The 16,338-nt window shown below is 75.7% G+C and carries 10 protein-coding genes; 6 read left to right on the forward strand and 4 right to left on the reverse strand.

Annotation, left to right across the window (positions count from 1 at the left end):
* Positions 1-33: 33 nt before the first annotated feature.
* The 3 genes from ACZ6R6_RS02635 to ACZ6R6_RS02645 all read right to left on the reverse strand — a co-directional run bounded on the left by ACZ6R6_RS02635 (position 34) and on the right by ACZ6R6_RS02645 (position 5,225).
* Positions 34-3,420 (reverse strand): DUF4153 domain-containing protein, encoded by a 3,387-nt coding sequence (locus tag ACZ6R6_RS02635; protein WP_470089594.1) that lies wholly within the window; start codon positions 3,418-3,420, stop codon positions 34-36.
* Positions 3,421-3,464: 44 nt separating this feature from the next.
* On the reverse strand, positions 3,465-4,151 hold the full coding sequence (locus tag ACZ6R6_RS02640) for a response regulator transcription factor (RefSeq protein WP_306858713.1): 687 nt from the start codon (positions 4,149-4,151) through the stop codon (positions 3,465-3,467).
* A gap of 132 nt (positions 4,152-4,283) precedes the next feature.
* On the reverse strand, positions 4,284-5,225 hold the full coding sequence (locus ACZ6R6_RS02645) for a GNAT family N-acetyltransferase (RefSeq protein WP_470089596.1): 942 nt from the start codon (positions 5,223-5,225) through the stop codon (positions 4,284-4,286).
* Between the two features lie 180 nt (positions 5,226-5,405).
* Here ACZ6R6_RS02645 and ACZ6R6_RS02650 point away from each other — a divergent pair, with 180 nt between their 5' ends.
* From ACZ6R6_RS02650 to ACZ6R6_RS02675, 6 genes are all read left to right on the forward strand, one after another.
* Entirely contained in the window at positions 5,406-6,254 is an 849-nt protein-coding gene (locus tag ACZ6R6_RS02650) for an arylamine N-acetyltransferase family protein (protein ID WP_470089597.1), read from the forward strand.
* A gap of 164 nt (positions 6,255-6,418) precedes the next feature.
* Positions 6,419-8,005: a serine/threonine-protein kinase gene (locus tag ACZ6R6_RS02655; protein ID WP_470089599.1), complete on the forward strand. Its 1,587-nt coding sequence runs from the start codon at positions 6,419-6,421 to the stop codon at positions 8,003-8,005.
* The gene (locus tag ACZ6R6_RS02660) at positions 8,002-9,798 is read left to right on the forward strand and encodes a serine/threonine protein kinase (protein ID WP_470089600.1); all 1,797 of its coding nucleotides are present in this window, start codon (positions 8,002-8,004) and stop codon (positions 9,796-9,798) included. Before ACZ6R6_RS02655 ends, ACZ6R6_RS02660 begins: the two co-directional genes overlap by 4 nt.
* Positions 9,791-11,296, forward strand: a complete 1,506-nt coding sequence (locus ACZ6R6_RS02665) for a serine/threonine-protein kinase (protein WP_470089601.1) — start codon at positions 9,791-9,793, stop codon at positions 11,294-11,296. Before ACZ6R6_RS02660 ends, ACZ6R6_RS02665 begins: the two co-directional genes overlap by 8 nt.
* A gap of 24 nt (positions 11,297-11,320) precedes the next feature.
* Positions 11,321-12,652 carry a protein kinase family protein gene (locus tag ACZ6R6_RS02670; protein ID WP_470089603.1) on the forward strand — a complete coding sequence of 444 codons (1,332 nt, stop codon included), beginning with the start codon at positions 11,321-11,323 and terminating at the stop codon, positions 12,650-12,652.
* Positions 12,653-12,826: 174 nt separating this feature from the next.
* Positions 12,827-13,309, forward strand: coding sequence for an SRPBCC family protein (locus ACZ6R6_RS02675; protein ID WP_470089605.1), 483 nt, complete (start codon positions 12,827-12,829; stop codon positions 13,307-13,309).
* Here ACZ6R6_RS02675 and ACZ6R6_RS02680 read toward each other — a convergent pair.
* Positions 13,267-16,320: an AfsR/SARP family transcriptional regulator gene (locus tag ACZ6R6_RS02680; protein ID WP_470089607.1), complete on the reverse strand. Its 3,054-nt coding sequence runs from the start codon at positions 16,318-16,320 to the stop codon at positions 13,267-13,269. The genes ACZ6R6_RS02675 and ACZ6R6_RS02680 overlap by 43 nt on opposite strands.
* Between the last annotated feature and the right edge of the window lie 18 nt (positions 16,321-16,338).

Below are 16,338 nucleotides of genomic sequence, written 5' to 3' on the forward strand. Positions count from 1 at the left end.
CGGCTCCCGCCCGCCGGCGGGAGCCGTACCGGCTCAGTCCTGGTAGGGGATGTCCAGCCGGGAGAGCGTCCGGGGGCAGGTGACGTCCGTGCGCACCGGCCGCCGGCCGAGCAGCTCCCGCGCCTGCTGGCGGGCGAGGTTCCAGCCGTTCCAGGAGTCGGGCGCGGACAGGCCGTTGTCCCGGACCACCTCCCGCAGCACGCAACTGCGGGCCGGCTCGGGCAGCCGGTCCAGCGCCGGTACGGCCTCCGCGCCGAGACCGCCCAGGTAGTCCTGGTCGATCCGGTCCACGCCCCGGACGGCGAGCTGGGTCTCGGCGACCCGCAGATCCGGGTTCCAGACCGCGAACGCCAGCAGCGCCACCCCGGTCATCGCGACCAGGGTCCTGGGCAGCCACCCGGCGCCCCCGCGCCGCGTCAGCCGTACCGCACCGCTGATCAGGATCAGCGCGAAGACCGCGCCCAGCCACCAGATGGCGGCCCCCACCGAGGCCCGCAGCCGCGAGAACCCGTACGCCTCGACGTACAGGCCCAGCCGGTGCAGCGCGGAGACCAGGATCACCATGGTCAGCGCGCAGAGCACGCCGAGCAGCCCCGCCATCAGCCACCGGTCGCGCCCCGCGAGCCCGAGCGCCCCCGCGGCGACCGCCACGATCGCCAGCACGGACACGCTGACCACGACGAGCTGGAAGAACCCCGAGCGGGCGTACTCGGCGTAGGTCAGCCCGGTGGCGGACACCACCCAGCGGGAGCTGCCGAACAGCACCGTCAGCTGCATCGCCACGAACACCGCGAACAGCAGGTTCAGCGCGGCCAGCGGGGTCACCCAGAGGCCACGGCTCACCTTCAGTCGCAGGTCCGGAGCCTGCGGCCGGGCCGCCGGGCGCAGGCCCACCAGTGCCGCCGAGGCGGCCAGTACCCCGAACACCGCGAACAGCAGGATCCGCAGCGGCACCGAGTCCGCCCAGCCCCGCGCCGCGAACACCCGCTCGACGGCCTCGGCGAAGACCGCGTCCGCCGAGGCGAACAGCGCCCCGAACACCACCACCAGCACCACGCTCAGGCCGATCCCGACGAGCACGGGCACCACCCGCCTGCGCAGCGCCGTCCCCCGCACCGACTTCATCGGCGCGGCCAGGAACCAGGGCACGGGCAGCAGCCCCAGCACGACCGAGACACCGCCCCTGGCCATCGCGAGCCAGCCGGCCCCGGCCCCCGACAGGGCGAGCGCGGCCAGCAGGAACCCCGCCAGCAGGAGCAGCCCGACGAGCCAGTCCGCGTCCCTGAACACCGCCACCGCGACCAGCCCGTAGGCGAGCACCCCCAGCCCCGCCGACCACGGGGTCACCCTCTGGCGCACGGCCGGCAGCAGTGCCGCCCCCATGACGACGGCGACGAGCACGAACCCCAGCCCCATCGCGCTGTAGGGCAGCGCGACCGCCGCGACGAGCCCGACCCCGGCGCACACCGGCAGCAGCCATCGGGGGGTGGGCGGCAGCTCCGGCCGGGGGAAGATCGGCGGTGCCACGTAACCTCCGGGCGGGCCTCCGTGAGGATGGGGCCCGGCCCCCGTCACCGGCCCGGCACCCGCCCCCGCGCCGTCCGGCCCCGGTACGGCGGGGCGCCCTACGGCGGGCGGCTGCGCCGGGGGGAGATGGGCGGGCGGCCCGTAGGCGTTCCAAGCCTCGCCCGAGACCGTGGTGGCGCCGATGACCGTGCCGATGAACCCGCCGACCACCGTGACGCCGACGCCCGCCAGCGCGCCCAGCACGGGCACCATGAGCCCGACCGCGATCCCCACGACCCCGCCGCAGAGAAGGCCGACGAGCCCGCCGAGGAGGACACCGGCGACCGCCCCGCCCCAATTGCGCACCGGAACCTGCCCGGCGGCCCGCGGGGCGGGACGCACGGGGACGCCCGCGGGTCCGGGCCCGGGAGCGCCCGGGGGGGACGGCACGGGCCTGACCGCCCCGGGGGCGGGAGACGGGAAGGTCCCGGGCGTGGAAGGCACGAGAGACCCGGACCCGGGGGCGGCGGCCGACGGGGCTTCAGGCGCGGGAGACACGGGAACCCCGGACGCGGAGGACCCGGAAGACGCGAGGGACTCGGAGGCGGCGGCCCGCGGGGCCTCAGGCGCGGGCGCCGAGAGGCCGGAGACGGAAGACACCAGAGCCCCAGACACAGGAGACCCGAGGGACTCGGAGACGGCGGCCGGCGGGAGCCCGGACGCGGGCGTGGGCGCCGGGAGGCCGGAGACGGAAGACACCAGAGGCCCGGACACGGAAGACCCAGGAGACACCAGAGCCCCGGAGGCGGATGACCCGGGAGACGCGAGGGGGTCGGAGGCGGCGGCCGGCGGGAGCGCGGGAGCGGGGGCCGGGAGGCCGGGGGCCGGGAGGCCGGGGGCGGGGGACTCGGGCCGGAGGGCCGTCGTGATCCTTCCGGGAAGGTCGACCGCGACGCGGCAGCCGGCGCCGTCCTCGACGCGGATGGAGCCGCCGTGGAGCTCGACGATCTCCCTGGCGATGGCCAGCCCGAGACCGGCGCCGCCGCCGTCGGCGGCGCGGCCGGCGTCCAGGCGGGAGAAACGCTCGAACGCCCGGGCCCGGTCCTCGGCCGGGATCCCGGGTCCCTGGTCGGTCACGCGCAGCCGTACCCCGGTCCCCTCGGCGTCCGCCGACAGCACCACGGCCCCGCCGTCGGGGCTGTGCCGTACCGCGTTGTCCAGCAGGTTCGCCAGCACCTGGGCCAGCAGGTCGGAGTCGGCCCGGACGCTCAGCCCCTCGGGCACCTCGCAACGGGCCGTGACCCCGCCGCCGGTCAGCACGGCCTCGCGCAGCGCCTGGCCGCACAGCGGCGCGAGCTCGACGTCCTCAAGCTCGATCAGCCGGGCGCCCGACTCCAGCCGGGACAGGTCCAGGAGCTGGGCCACCAGCCGGCCGAGCCGCTCCGCCTGGGCCAGCGCCGTCTCCAGCGTCGCCTGGTCGGGTGCCGAGACGCCGTCCACGACGTTCTCCAGCACGGCGCGGAGTGCGGTTATCGGCGTGCGGAGCTCGTGGCTGACGTTGGCCACCAGCTCGCGCCGCTGCCGGTCCACCTCCCCCAGGTCCGCCGCCATCGCGTTGAAGGCCCGGGCGAGCTCGCCGACCTCGTCCCGGGAGGTGGCGCTGACCCGCAGGCCGTAGCGTCCCTTGGCGATGGTCTGCGCGGCGGCGGCCATCTCGCGCAGCGGCCTGGTCATCCCCCTGGCCAGTAGCTGCACCATGATCAGGGCCAGCACCACGGCCACCGCGACCCGCACGTCACGCGAGTAGCCGGCGTTGATGCCGACCTCGTTGACGACGAACGCCGCCGCCACGGCCAGCACGATCACCATGCCGAGCTTGGCCTTGATCCGGCCCAGGAAGTCGAGGGGTCTCAATGGTCGTCACATCCCTGTGTTGGAGTGGGGGGACACAGGCCGGCTCACCGGCGGACGAGGGCGTATCCGACCCCGTGGACGGTCCGGACGACGCCCGGCCCCAGTTTGCGGCGCAGGGCGCGCACGTGGCTGTCGACCGTGCGGGTCGCGGCGGCCTCGGAGAACCCCCAGATGTCGGCCAGCAGCCGCTCCCGCTCGAACACCTGGCCCGGCCGTTCGGCGAGGCGGCAGAGCAGGTCGAACTCCGTACGGGTGAGCTGGGCCTCGGCGCCCCGCACGTAGACCCGGCGCTCGGCGGTGTCGATCTCCACGTCGCCGGCGCGGATGACCGGATCCGCCACGGCGAGCTGGGAGGCCCGCTCCACCCGCCGCAGCAGCGCGTGCACCCGGGCGACCAGCTCGCGCATGCTGAACGGCTTGGTCATGTAGTCGTCGGCCCCGACCCCGAGCCCCACGAGCAGGTCGGTCTCCTCCCCCAACGCGGTGAGCATGAGCACCGGCACCGGCCGGGCGGCCTGCATCCGCCGGCACACCTCCAGCCCGTCGAGACCGGGCAGCAGCCGGTCGAGCACCACCACGTCGGGCGCGGACCCCGCGTAGGCGGCGAGCGCTTCCTGGCCGTCGCCGACGACCTGGACGTCGAAGCCCTCGGCGGCCAGCCGGTGCCGTACGGCCCGCGCGATCGTCTCGTCGTCCTCCACCACGAGGACACGTCGTTGAGGGAGTGTCATGCCGGGCAGCGTAGACCGGTCCTGTGCAGGCGGCCTGTGGTGAATTGTGAAGGTTCTGCGCACGTACCCGTCCGGGACCGCGGCGCGCGCCCGCGGGTGCGGGGCCTCCGCCCGCGCGGAGGCCCCGCCGGGTCAGATCATGATCATCCGACGGCTGACGACCTGGTAGCCGATCCGGGCGAACGAGGCCGCCATGGGCGCGTTGCCCACGTCGGTGGAGTCCCTCACCTCGGGCTCACCCTCCGCGGTGAAGATGTGCAGCGTCTCGGCCACCATGTCGTCGGAGTAGCCGTGACCCCGGTGGGCGGGGTCCACCCCGATGTAGCCGATCGTCGCGAACTTGGAGTTCCGGGTGGGCATCACGATGCCGACCAGATCGCCGGAGGCGTCGTGGGCCAGCCGCCACCGGTGGCGTCCGCCGGGGAACAGCGCGACGTCGGCCAGGCTCGCCTCCGCGGCCGCCCTCGCCCCCTTCTCGGCGAGGGTCTTCCGGTCCCAGGCGTCCAGGCTGCCCTCGACAATCTTGGCCAGCAGGTCCACCACGGTCTCGTCGTCCTCGGCCGGGGTGAAGGTGAGCCGGGTCGACCTGGGCGGCAGGCCGTAGTCGGGGATCCAGCGCAGGTTGAGCCGCTCCACGGAGTGGCGCAGCCCGGCCTTCTCGGCCGCCTCGACCCGGTCGGCGACGTCGGCGACGGCGTCCGGCCGCTCACGCCAGTCGGCCGGCAGGAACAGGTGGAAGTCGGGCCGCTCGCCGGAGGGGGCGGAGTATTCCGGGGTGACCAGCGCGGCGTAGGCGGCCCGCAGCAGGGCGGCGCCCACCTCGATCCGGTCGGGCCCGGTGCCCGGGTCGAACCAGTCGAGGCTGAAGGGGTGCTCGGAGCCCGGCGGGCCCCAGAACGCGGCCCGGGCGACCACCTCGTCGCCGCGCAGCGCCACCCAGAGCCAGTCCGGCCGGTAGCCGAGCTCGTCGAAGGGGATGCCGCGCGCGCCGACGCCGGAGGCCGGCGACGGACCGTAGCTGTGGAACAGGTCGTACTCGCCCGCGCCGAGCGGGCGGAAGAACAGATCAGACACGTCAGAACTCCAGAAAGCGTGCGCTCTCCGGCTCTCAGGCGGCTTGTCGCCCGAGGCGGGAGCGCGTTACCAGGATGGCGAACATCTGCTCCTCACCTCCTTTTGGTGCTCGAAGGGACGGTCAGCGTACCGATGGCCCACCCGGATATCAATCGGATGATCAGCCGTTATGGTGGCGAAGTGACCGACGTGACGGCGTACCTCCGCAGGATCGGGGCCAAGGTCGACGGCCCTCCGAGCGTGGAGTCCCTGCACCTGCTGCACCGGGCGCACGTGGAGCGCGTGCCGTACGAATGCCTGGAGATCTGGCTGGGCCGCCCCACGACGGTGGACCCCGTGGAGTCGGTCGCGCGGATCATCGGCGGGCGCGGCGGCTACTGCTTCCACCTCAACGGCGCCTTCTCCCTGCTCCTCGAGGCGCTCGGCTACCAGGTGACCCGCCACTTCGGCGGGCCCCAGCACGCCGCCGGGGATCCGGCGGGCGCCGACGGCGGCCACCTCTCCCTCACGGTCTCCGGCCTGCCCTCCGAGGACAACCCCGGCGGCCGGTGGATGGTCGACCAGGGACTCGGCGACGGGTTCCACGACCCGCTCCCGCTCGTCGAGGGCGTCTACCGGCAGGGCCCGTTCACCTACGGCGTGCGCCCCTCGCAGGCCGAGCCCGGCGGCTGGCGGTTCGACCACGACCCGCGCGGCACCTTCCTCGGCCTGGACTTCCGCGCCGAGCGGGCCGAGATGCAGGCGTTCGCGGCGACGCACGAGCGCCTGTCCACCTCGCCCGAGTCCGGGTTCGTACGGGTGGCCACGGTCCAGCGACGCGACGCGGGCGGCGTCGACATCCTGCGGGGCCTGGTCCTCACCCGTCTCGGCGACCGCGAGCACACCGTGACCGTGGAGACCGAGCGCGACTACTTCGAACTGCTGGCCGACGTCTTCGGCATGCCCCTGGACGACGTCACCCCCGCCGAGCGCGCCAAGCTCTGGCGGCGCCTGTGGAGCGCCCACGAGCAGTGGAGCGTCCGGCGCTGACCGCCGGTGGAGCGCCCGGCGCCGGCCGTCCGGCGCGGCCGGGCGCGTCCCGTCGGACTATGAAAACAGAAGCCAGGGGCCGATGATCGGGCAGTGATCGCCATTCATTGGTCCATAGAGCGCTAAGTGGCTATGTTTCTGTCCGCGATGGGACATCGAACGGGGTGAGCAGGATCGACACTCGAGTGTTAGCGGGCCGCTACCGGCTGCTCAATCCCCTCGCCGAGGGCGGCATGGGCACCGTCTGGCTGGCCGCCGACGAGGTGCTCGGCCGCGACGTGGCGGTCAAGGAGGTACGGCTCCCGCCGGACCTCGACCCCGCCCGGCGGGAGGAGGCCTGCGCCGCGGCGCTCCGCGAGGCGAACCTGGCCGCCCGGCTCAAGCATCCGTCGATCGTGACCGTCCACGACGTGATCGTCGAGCAGGAGCGGCCCTGGCTCGTCATGGAGCTGCTGTCGGGCGCCTCCCTGGAGCAGACGGTCCGCGAGAGGCAGCCGCTGCCGGCGCACCAGGCGGCCCGCGTCGGCGTGGGCATCCTCAGCGCGCTCGCCGCGGCACACGCCGCCGGGGTGGTGCACCGGGACGTCAAGCCGGGCAACGTCTTCCTCACCCGGAGCGGCCGGGCCGTCCTCACCGACTTCGGCATCGCCGTGGTCGAGGGCGAGGCGACGGCCGACCCCACCAGCCGCCTGGTCGGCTCGCCCAACTACATCGCCCCGGAACGTCTGCGCGGCGAGCGCGGCGGTCCCGCCTCCGACCTGTGGTCCCTGGGCGCCACGCTCTACTTCGCCGTCGAGGGCGTGCCGCCGCACCCGGCCGACACGCCCATCTCGGCGATCAGCCGGGTGCTCACCGAGCCGGCCAGGGCGCCGGAGCGGGCGGGCGCGCTGGGTCCGCTGCTGATGCTCATGCTCGCCCCCCGGCCCGAGGAACGGCCGTCCTTCGACGCCGTCGCCCAGGCCCTGCGGGAGCTCGCGCTCGGCCGCCAGGCGCCCGCGCTCCCCCTCCCGTCCCACCCGGCCTCCGCTCTCTCCCTCCCGTCCGGCCCCGGGCCGGCCCCCTTCCCGTCGGCGCCCGCCCCGCGCAAGGGACGCACCGCCCTGTGGGCGGCCGTCGAGGTGGCGGCGGTCGCGGCGGTCATCGGGGCCGCCATGGGCGTGACCCACCTGACCGCCGGCCCCGCGGCCCCGGGCCCGAAGGCGCGGCTCAGCGAGCGGCCGGGCGTCTTCGCCACCCCGGTGGACCTGTGCAAGCTGGTCCCGGCGGCCCGGGTCAAGGAGCTCCTGCCGGCCCTGAAGACCGGGGGAGAGCCGACCAACCAGGGCGGCTGCCAGTGGACGACCTCCGGGATCGGCCTGGAGGTGTATCCGGTGGGCGGCGGCAAGCAGTGGGGCAAGAGCCCGCGCCAGGCCCACGAGCTCTTCGTCAACCAGCGCAACGGCACCCTGCCCAACGGGGAGACCGCCTGGAGCTGGTCGGGCATCCAGGCCGGGACCCGGTCGGCCCGGGCCACCGGCCCGCTGGAGGTCAAGCCGGTCGGGGACGAGGCGTTCGGCTACGACCTCTACGAGAACCGCAGGACCGGCAGGCTTGAGAAGAGCCACACGGTGCTCCGCGTCGACAACCTCGTCGTCGACGTCAGCTACACCGTGGTGGACGGCAGCAAGGACGGCCCCGCGATCCAGGCCGGCACCCACACCGCCGCCACCTGGATCGCGAACGCGCTGAACAAGCAGAAGGCGACCCGATGAACCACCCAGACGTCCCTCGATCGCAGGGCAGGCACGCCAGCGCGCCCGCCGCCGGTCCGGCCCCCGCCGGCGCACCGAGCCCGGCGGTGCTGGAACAGGCCTCGCTGGAGCAGGTGATCGGGCGGCTCGGGCCGATGACGCCGCAGCAGGCCGCCACCGTCGGCCTGGCCGTGCTGGACCAGCTCGTGGCCGTGCACACCCGGGGGCTGCTCCACGGCGACGTACGGCCCGGCTCGGTGCTGCTCGGCCCGCACGACCAGATCATCCTGAGCGCGCCGACCTTCCGGTCCCCCACCTTCACCGCCCCCGAGGGCGTGACAGGCCCGGCCGCCGACCTGTGGTCGCTCGGCGCCACCCTCTACACCGCCGTCGAGGGCCGCCAGCCGTCCCCCGGCGGATCCCTCGACAACGCGGGCCCGCTCGCCTCGATCCTGTTCCAGCTGCTCTCCGGCGACCCGGCCCGGCGGCCCGACCCCGGGACCCTGCGCAACATCCTGCTCGGCGTCTCCCAGAACCGCGGTGAGGTCCCCGCCCCGCTGCCCCCCGCCCCGGGGGACACGCCGGCCGCCCCCGCGGACCCGTCGGTCCCGGCGGACCTGCTGGCCCCGCCGCCGGTCTCCATCGACGCGCCGTCCCCCTCGGGCCCGCCGGTCTCCGCCGGCGCGCCGTCCCCGTCGGGTCCGCCGGGCTCCGCCGGCGGGCCGTTCCCCGTGGACGTGCTGGCCGCCCCCGCGGACCTGCTGGGCCCGTCGCCGGGCTCCGCCGGCGCGCCGTCCCCCCCGGACGCGCTGTCCCCCTCGGCCATCCTGCCGGGCCCTCCGGACGTGCTGTCCCCCTCGGGCACCCTGTCGAACCCTCCGGACGCGCCGTCCGGCCCCGCGGACGCGCGGCCCGGCGCCTCGGCACCCGCCGAGCCGCCCCCCTTCGACTCGGCGGACACCATGCCGCCCCGGCCCGCCTCCGACCCGTCGGCCATCCCTCCGGTCCCTCCCGCCCCGGACCTCCGGCAGACGCCTCCCGGCGCCCCCGCCTCGCGGGAGCTCGTCCCCGCCTCCGCCGGGCCGCGCGACGCGCTCGCCGCCGCCCCGGCTCCGGGCGAACCCACGGACCCGGCCGGACGCTCCGGGCAGCGGACCGGGGTGCTCGTGCCCCGCCCGATCGTGGCGCTGACCGGCGTCCTGGTCGTCGGCATGGCCGCGGCCATCGGCTTCCTGCTGGTCTCACCGCCCGGCGGCACCGGCGGGGACGGCCCCACCGCCGAGCCCGTCGCCGCGGGCAAGGGCCTGTTCGCCGCCGCTCCCCGCGCCTGCAGCCTGCTCGACGACCAGCAGGCGGACGAGGTCGTGCCGGGCTTCCGGAGCTCGGAGGTCGAGCCCGCCGCGTGCGACTGGCTCAACCAGCACGACTGGCGCAAGCCCGGCCCGGAGAAGTTCGACCTGCGCGTACGGCTGGTCGCCCAGAAGGCGGACGCCTCCGGGGTCCAGCGGGCCAAGGAGTATCTGGCCGGCAAGAAGACCGACTCCGTGGAGAGGGGCAAGTTCGCGACGCCGAAGCCCGCGCCGCCCCAGACCCTGAAGGGGATCGGCGAGGAGGCGTTCAGCACGGCCGGCTACAGCTCGATCAACCTCTACGGCGGCTCCTACAAGGTGACCGTGGTCTTCCGGACCGGCAACCTGATCGCCCAGGTCGACTACGAGCGGGGCGGCGTCAAGGACGACCGGGACGGAAAGATCGCGGAGGGGGCCCAGAAGGTCGCCCGCTGGCTCACCCAGTCACTGAAGACCGATGGCTGAGCTGCCGCTGCCCGTGCTCGCGGGCCGTTACCGGGCGCTGGAGCGGCTCGGCGCGGGCGGGATGGGCGTGGTCTGGCGTGCCCAGGACGAGCTGCTCCACCGCGAGGTGGCGATCAAGGAGGTCAAGCTCGACCCGAGCCTCCCCGAGGCGCAGCGGGCCGAGTTGCGGGAGCGCACCCTCCGCGAGGCCCGCGCCGCCGCCCGGCTGGGCCATCCGTCCATCGTGGCCGTGCACGACGTCATCGCCCAGGACGGCCGCCCGTGGATCGTGATGGACCTGATCCGGGGCCGTTCCCTGGCCCAGGCGATCCGCGAGGACGGGCCGCTCCCGCCGCCGCGGGTGGCCACGATCGGCCTGGCCGTGCTCGACGCGCTGGCCCTGGCGCACAGCCGGGGCATCATGCACCGCGACGTGAAACCGGCCAACATCATGCTCGCCCACGACGGCGGGGTGCTGCTGACCGACTTCGGCATCGCCACGCTGGAGGGCGACGTCCAGCTCACCTCTCCGGACGCGCTGGTCGGCTCCCCCGGATACATGGCACCGGAGCGGCTGCGCGGCACCGGTGACGGCCCGGCCGCCGACCTGTGGTCCCTGGGCGCCGCCCTCTACACCGCCGTCGAGGGGCGCAGCCCCTTCCAGCGCGGCGTGCCGGTCGCCACCCTCGGCGCGGTGCTCACCGAGCAGACCCCGATCCCCTCGCGGGCGGACGGCCTGACCCCCGTCCTGCTGGCGGTGCTGGCCAAGGACCCCCGGGAGCGTCCCGGAGAGGCCGTTCTCCGCGCGGCGCTGCACCGGGTCGCCCAGGGGCTGCCCGCCGGGCCGCTCTCCCCGCAGGCCCCGCCGGAGCCGGTGGCACCGCCCCGGGCCCGCCGTACCGGGTGGCTCATCGGGGCGGGGGTGGCCGCGGCGGCGGCGGGCGCGGCCGCGGTGGTGCTCGTGACGGTCCCGGGAGGCCAGGCGGCGCCCGGCGCCTCTCCCGCCGCGCCCGACCCTCGGGCCGGGCGCTTCGTCACCGCCCCGGAACCCTGCACCCTGCTGACCGGGGCCCAGAGCCGGGCCGTGGTGCCGGGCGCGACGCCCATGGGCATGCCGGCCGAACAGGACCGGGAGGCGTACTGCGTCTGGGACAGCACGGCCGGCGGGCGCCAGATCCGCGTCTCCCTCACCCACCAGGCGCCCGTGCCGGGCAGGAGCGCCCCCGACGCGGCCCACGAGTTCTTCGCCGCCGAACGGACCAGGACCAGGGCGGATGCGGGCACCGGCCCCATCGGGTCGGTCAGCCCGCTCAGAAACGTCGGCCGGGTCGGGGCGGAGGCGTTCTCCTACGACGTCACCGCCCTGGACCGGGTCCACGCCGTCGTCCGCTTCCGGGTGAGCAACCTGCTGATCGAGGCCAACGTGTCGGAGAAGGGCAGGCGCGCCGGCACGGAGCTGCGCAGGCACGCCCTCCACGTCGCGCGCCAGGTCGCCGAGGAGTTGAACAGCCGTGACTGAGACGTCCGCGCCGGAGCGGCGGCCATGACCGATCCGAACCTGCTCGCCGGGCGCTACCGGCTGCTGGAGCGCCGCGACCGCGCGGGCACCACCTGGCGCTCCCGTGACGAGCTGCTCAACCGCGACGTCACGATCGCCGAGGTACGGCTCCCGCCTCCCGGCCCCCACCGCGACTGGCTCCTCGGCCAGATCCGCGCCGCCGCCGACCTCCGGCACCCGGGCGTCGCCACCCTCCACGACGTGATCTCCGCCCCCGACCGGATGTGGCTGGTCCTGGAGTCGGTCGAGGGCCGTTCACTGCTCCAGACCGTCCGCTCCGAAGGGCCGCTGCCGGCCGAGCGCGCGGCCGAGGTCGGCCTGCGCGTGCTGGACACGCTGACCGCCGCCCACGAGCGCGGCATCCACCTCGCCGCCACCCCCGAGACCGTGCTGCTCACCCCTGACGGCCGGGTCGTGCTGACCGGCGTGGCGGCCCCCGTGCCCACCGGCGACCTGCGCGACCTGCGTGACCTGGGCACCACCCTGTTCACGGCCATCGAGGGGCGGGCGCCGGACACCGGCTCCCAGACCGTCCCCCGCATGCCGGACGGGATGCCGGTGGCCGCCCCCACCCCCGCCCCCGCCGGGCCGACCGGTTCCGGCCCGCTGGCCCCGCTGGTGGAGGGCCTGCTGTCGGCCGACCCCGCCCACCGGCCCGACGCCACCTCGGTCCGCCTGTCCCTGGAGAACCTCGCCCCCGGGCCCAGGACGTCACGCCGCGGGCCCGTCCTCGTCGCGGCCGCCGTCGCGTGCGTGCTCGCGCTCGCCGGCGGAGTGGTGGTGTGGAGCATGTCGGGCGCCCCGGCACCGGCTCCGGCGGTCCGCCCGGCGCCCTACGTGGACCCCGGCCCCTTCGCCAGGACGCCCCGGCTGGACAGGCTGTTCACCGCGGAGCAGATGGCGCGGCTGGAGGTGGCCGACCCCCACGAATGGGGGGACGGCAGCATGTGGGGGGCCGCCGACTCCTCCGCCCCCTCCTCCCTGCAGCGCCAGCTCTCCGTCACCGCGAAGCTGTATCCGACGGCGGCCGAGGCCACCCGGGCGTTCGCGGGCCGCTTCGCCGCCGGCACCCGCACCGCGGGCACCAAGGACGGGCGCACCCAGACCCCGCCCCGCAAGGTCGAGGGGCTGGGGAACGAGGCGTTCGCCGGCGAGGTCACCAACTACGGCTACAGCGCGACCGTGGTCGTCCGCGTCAACAATCTGATCGTCGATATCCAGTACCAGCGGCGGTCGGGCGAGCCGCAGGAGGAGATCAGGCAGGGCGCCCGCACCGCGGCCGGCTGGGCGGTCGGGGCGCTCACCCGCAGGGGCTGAGCCACGGCGCGGCCGCCGGAGACCGGCGGGGAGGGAGGCGTCGGGACGCCGCCGGGCCGGCCGGTTCCGGGCCCGCGCGCCGGCCCTTAAGGGGATCGGAAGGGGGTCGTAAGGGGCCTCCGGCACTGTGGATCACGTCGGAAGCGATCCGCGAAGCCCTGAGGGAGAGACCAGATGGAGACCGCCGAGTACGAGATCGTCCGTGACTTCACGGCGCGGCGCGAGCAGGTGTACGCCGCCTGGACCCAGCCGGAGCGCTTCGCCCGCTGGTTCGGCCCGCGCGTCTTCACCACCCCGGCCGACCGGGTCGTGCTGGACGTCCGCCCGGCCGGCGCCTGGCAGGCCACGCTGGTCGGCGAGGAGGGCTTCGAGGTCACGCTGCGGGGCGTCTACCGCGAGGTCGCCGGGCCGGGCCGGCTGGTCTTCACCACCGGCGACCCGGACGAGCCCGGCGACGGGCCCGCCTCGGTGGCGACCCTCACGCTGGAGGAGCACGAGCACGGCACGACGATGCGTTTCCACCAGTTCGGGGTCAACACCGACGCCGAGCACGCCGAGCAGGCCAGGGCGGGCTGGCTGGAGTTCTTCGACCGCCTGGCCGAGCACCTGGCGGTTCAGGCCACGTCGTCGAAGGTCAGCTCGGAGCCGCGCGCGTAGGCGGCGGCGAACGCCTCCTCCCCGAGCGCGTCCATCGCCCCGGCGGTGATCCGCCGCACCTCGTCCTCCTCCGAGCGGGAGGCCGGGGTGCGGTGCGCCCGCCTGGCCGAGGCGGCCAGGCCGAGCAGCCGGGCGCACTCCTCGGGCGCCGAGGCGGCGGCCAGGCCCTCGACGGCGAACGCCGTCGTGCGGGGATCGCCGACCTTCCTCGCGGCGGCGAACGCCTCCAGGAACAGCTCGCGCGCGCCCTCGGCGTCACCCCGCAGCTCGTGGACGAATCCCAGCTCGGCCAGGGCCGAGGGCAGGAACAGCGGGGGCTCGCCGTCGCGCGGGACGCCGTCGAGCAGGTGGCCCAGATGTGTCTCGGCCACCTCCAGCAGGCCGGCCCGGCGGGCGGAGTAGCCGTACCCCATCTCGGCGAAGATCTGCCCCTCCCGGTAGCCCTGCCCGGTGGCCAGGCGCAGCGCCCGCCCGCAGTGCTCCATGGCCCGCCCGTAGTCGCCGGTGTTCATCGCGATCCAGCCCAGCCACGACAGCCGCCGCACGGCCTCGGGCCACAGCCCGAGCTCCTCGGCCGTCCGCAGGCCCTCGGCGAACAGCGCGCTCGCCCGCTCGTAGTCGCCGCGGATCTCGGCCAGCCCGCCGAGCCACTCGGTGGCCTGCAACCGGCCCCACTGGTCGCCCAGCTCCCGGAACATCTCGGCGCTCCGGCCGCCGTCGCGCTCCAGGGCCTCGAGGTCACGCCGGGTGAAGGCGTCGCGGGCGTGCCGGCTCAGGGCCACCGCCGTGCCCCAGCGGTCGCCGACGTCGGAGAAGGTCGCGAGCGCGCTGTCGACCAGCGCCTGTGAGGACGCCGGGTCGGCCGCGCACAGCCCGACGAACAGCTCCGCCCTGGCCCGCTCGCCCGGCTCGGCCAGGCGCAGGGCCGGCTCCCAGTCGACGTCCTGGCCGAGCGACAGGGCGAACCCCGCCTGCCAGGCCCGCGCCCTCGCCCGGTCGGCGGCGGGCCCGTCGGGTCCGAGGGCCAGCGCGGACTCCAGCGAGCGCAGCCCCTCGCCGAGCCGGCCGCGCAGGAACCAGTACCACGCCAGGGAGTTCACCAGCCGCAGGGCGTCGGCCGCCGGGGCGGCGTCGAGGGCGGCCCGCAGGTTCGCGGCCTCGGCGTCCAGCCGCCGCATCCAGCGCACCTGCTCGGGCCCCCGCAGACACGGCTCCGCCCGTACGGCCAGCGCCGCGTAGTAGTCGACGTGCGCCTGCCGTATCCGCCCGGTCTCCCCCGCGTCCTCCAGCCGGTTCAGGCAGTAGGCCGCCACCGACTCCAGGAGCCGGTACCGCACCCCCGACGGCCCCTCCACGACCGCCACCAGCGACCGGTCGACCAGCTGCGCCAGCACGTCGAGCACGTCGACGCCGGCCTCGGCGCAGACCGTCTCGGCCGCCTCCAGCGTGCAGCCGTCGGCGTGCACGGCCAGGCGGCGCAGCACGATCCGCTCGGAGTCGGTGAGCAGCGTCCAGCTCCAGTCGATCATGGCCATCAGCGTCTGCTGGCGCGCCGGAGCCCCGCGCTGGAAGCCCGCCAGCAGCCGGAACCTGTCGTCCAACCTGGCCACGAGCTCCTGGACCCCCAGGGCCCTGACCCTGGTGGCGGCCAGCTCCAGCGCCAGCGGGATGCCGTCCAGCCTGCGGCAGAGCTGGGCGACCGCCTCGGCGTTGCGGGCGTCGAGCGTGAACCCGCGGGCCGAGGCGGTCGCCCGTGCCACGAACAGCCGCACGGCGTCGGCCTTGGCCACGGTGCGCAGCTCCGACCCTTCGGGCAGCTCCAGCGCGGGCACGCTCCACAGCACCTCACCGGCCACGTTCAGCGGCTCGCGGCTGGTCGCCAGGATCCGCAGGCCCGGCGCCGAGCGCAGCAGGGCCTCGGTCAGCTCGGCGGCCTGGTCCACCACGTGCTCGCAGTTGTCGAGCACCAGGAGCATCCGCCGCCCGCGCAGCGCGTCGGCCAGCCGCGGCAGGACGCCCGCGGAGTCCTCGCGGATGTCGAGGGCGACGAGCACGGCCTCGGCCAGCGACGGCGTGTGCCGCTCATAGGGGGCGAGCTCGACCAGCCACGCGCCGTCGGGGTGCGCGCCCGCCACCTGCCGCGCCACCTCCAGCGCCAGGCTGGTCTTGCCGACGCCTCCCGAGCCGGTGAGAGTGACCAGCCGGCCCGCCTCCAGCAGGGCGCGCACCTCGGCCACCGCCTCGCCGCGCCCGATCAGCTCGCCGACCGGGGCGGGCACGTTCGTCACCGGCCGTTCGGTCCTGCCGCTCAGTGCGGGGTCCTGCCGCAGGATCCGCGCCTGCAGCTCGGCCAGCTCGGGCGACGGGTCGAGCCCCAGCTCGGCGGCGAGCCGCTCGCGCAGCTCGCCGTAGCTGGCCAGGGCCTCGCTCTGCCGTCCCGCCCGGTACAGCGCTCGGATGTGCACGGCGCGCAGCCGCTCTCTCAGCGGGTGCGCGGCCACGAGTCCGGCCACCTCGACCGGTTCCCCGGCGGCCAGCCGGGCCTCCGCGTGCTCCTCGACGGCGGCCAGCCGGGCCTCCTCCAGACGCGCGATCACCGGCTGCAGGAACTCGGCGTCGGCGAAATCCGCGTACGCGGCCCCGCGCCACAGCGCCAACGCCTCGGCCGGCTCCCCCTCCTCCACCAGTCGCGCGAAGCGGCCGGCGTCCACCGCTTCGGGGCCGGCCCGCAGCGCGTAGCCGGGAGCGCGCGAGACCACCAGGTTCTTCCCGCCTGGCTCGGCCTCCTCCAGCGCGCGGCGCAGCTGCGAGACCCGCACCTGCAGGGCCGCCGCCGGGTTGGCCGGTGGTCGGTCGCCCCACAGGTCGTCGACCAGCCGGTCGGCGGACACCACCCGTCCTTCGTGGGCGAGCAGATCGGCGAGCAGCGCGCGGACCTTCAGGCCGGGGACCGTCACGACCTCCCCCGCGTCGGTCCAGGCCGTCACCGGTCCCAGCACTCCAAAACGCATAAAGGCGACCCTAAGGGC

The organism is Streptosporangium sp. NPDC048886 (genome assembly GCF_055586905.1).